The 1,931-nt window shown below is 40.9% G+C and carries 3 protein-coding genes; 1 reads left to right on the plus strand and 2 read right to left on the minus strand.

The features are described from left to right. The coding region (locus tag C1642_RS13495) for a LysE family translocator (RefSeq protein WP_103236439.1) at positions 1-440 on the minus strand (440 nt) is incomplete at its 3' end. 156 nt (positions 441-596) lie between these two features. Here C1642_RS13495 and C1642_RS13500 point away from each other — a divergent pair. After that, positions 597-1,052 carry an Lrp/AsnC family transcriptional regulator gene (locus tag C1642_RS13500; protein WP_000376215.1) on the plus strand — a complete coding sequence of 152 codons (456 nt, stop codon included), beginning with the start codon at positions 597-599 and terminating at the stop codon, positions 1,050-1,052. A 56-nt stretch (positions 1,053-1,108) separates the two neighbouring features. Here the strand turns inward: C1642_RS13500 and C1642_RS19435 are convergent. Beyond that, the coding region (locus C1642_RS19435; protein ID WP_416202828.1) for a purine-cytosine permease family protein at positions 1,109-1,931 on the minus strand (823 nt) is incomplete at its 5' end.

Genomic DNA, 1,931 nt, shown 5'->3' on the forward strand with positions numbered 1-1,931 from the left:
ATTTGCGTTGTCACTGACCATGAAGCAGTAGTATCAATAAACTGAGGAAGCAGAGCTAAAAAAAGTAAAAAAACTTTCGGGTTTAATCCACTCACATAAACGCCTTTGGTAGCCCATCTCAACCATGACTGAGCCTTTTCAGAACCAGACTCGTTCGGAGTAGGAGGGGTGAGTAATAAATTTATTCCCATCCATAATAAATAAGCAGAACCCGCAACAGTAAGGATCATCAGAGCAGTTGGGTTATTTGCTACAAGCAGACCAACACCAGCCGCTACCAATAAAATCGTAATAAAGTGCCCAAATAGCATACCTGCGACAGCGGGGACGACGACTTTACCCTTAATACCTGCGGAAATGGCGTAGGCCCAGTCTGCCCCTGGCGTAATAATAAAAAGAATGGAGACACTCCAAAATGCAATAAAAATGTTAAAAGCCATATGCTTATCTCGGCAAACTATTTTCCAAAGGTTTCGCCCGTGGTTTAGAAAAAATCCCTATTTATTCGAGCTTGTTGAAAATAATATGCTCATGTATTTAGAATGTGCTTTTAAATGTTTGCTCATATCATATGCATTTGGGGTAAATTTTTCTAAATGGATCGCACAGATAAAAAGATTCTTGCTGAATTGCAATTAAATGGCCGATTATCTATCACTGAGTTGGCAGAAAAAGTTGGTTTGAGCATTTCACCTTGTCACAGACGAGTGAAGGCTTTAGAAGAGTCGGGAGCTATCAAAGGCTATCGGGCAGAACTCGACCCAAACTTAGTCGGTTTTGAGTTTTCAGCGATTGTTTTTATTACGCTTAAAGAAGGCGATAAACAGGCGGTTGAGAAGTTTGAAAATGCCGTGATTGAGATTCCGCAAATTATTCAGGCACAGCGTTTGTTTGGTGAACCTGACTATTTACTCCATGTTGTTGCTAGAGATTTACCGGCTTTTCAGCGTTTGTACGATGAAAAACTATCTGCTATTCCAAGTGTGCAACGGCTCATCTCAACCATTGTGATGAAAGATGTGGTGCCTGAGCGTTTATTTCCGATTGGCTAAATCATCAGATGTAAAAAAAGAAGCTTTAAAGCTTCTTTTTTAATTGGTAAAGGGGGCTAAGCATCGAGTGTTTTACACAAAGAACAAATTGTACCGTTATGTTTGTGAGAGAACATAATATCTGGACGCTCATAGCCTTGCTCACATACGCGGCAGTGATAAACAGTTGCTACTGGTGTACCTTCAGCATCGTAACGTGGTTCTTTAATGCCGTCATCGTGTGACTTGATGTAGTATTTTCCTTTGGTTAATAGGCCCATGATTGGTGTTAATACAAAGGCAAGTACAAGTGCAATAATTGGAGAGTAAGGCGCTAGGAAACTACCCAATAATCCGAAGAATGCTGCAATCGATAAACCTGCTGATACAAGGAAAGCAACCATACCGACAGGATTTACGTTGTAGAGCATGTCACGACGGTATTCCGGTTCTTTTGGTGAAAGTTTTAAAACATATTTGTTGATTGAAATGTCTGTTGCAACAACCACAACCCATGCAATCGCAAAGTTTGAATAGAATCCTAAGATTTTACCCAGTACCGCAAACATGTTGCCTTCCATCAAAGCAAGCGCAATTGCCAAGTTTACGATCACAAAGACAATACGCCCCGGATAATGTTTGCTAATACGAGTGTAGGCACTTGTCCATGCAAGGGAACCAGAGTACGCATTGGTCACATTAATTTTAATTTGAGAAATGACCACCAAAATCACTGCAAGTGTTAAAGCAGCCCAGCCCGGAAGCATGTCATGAAACGCTGCATTAAATTGTTGAACAGGTTCAGTGCTGTTTACGCCCGGTATTTTAGTGAGTAAATAGAAACCTAAAAATGCCCCAATAATTTGTTTAATCGCCCCTAAAATCACCCAGCCCGGACCC

The sequence above is a fragment of the Acinetobacter sp. AKBS16 genome (assembly GCF_002899995.1).
GTDB classification, from domain to species: Bacteria; Pseudomonadota; Gammaproteobacteria; order Pseudomonadales; family Moraxellaceae; genus Acinetobacter; species Acinetobacter baumannii.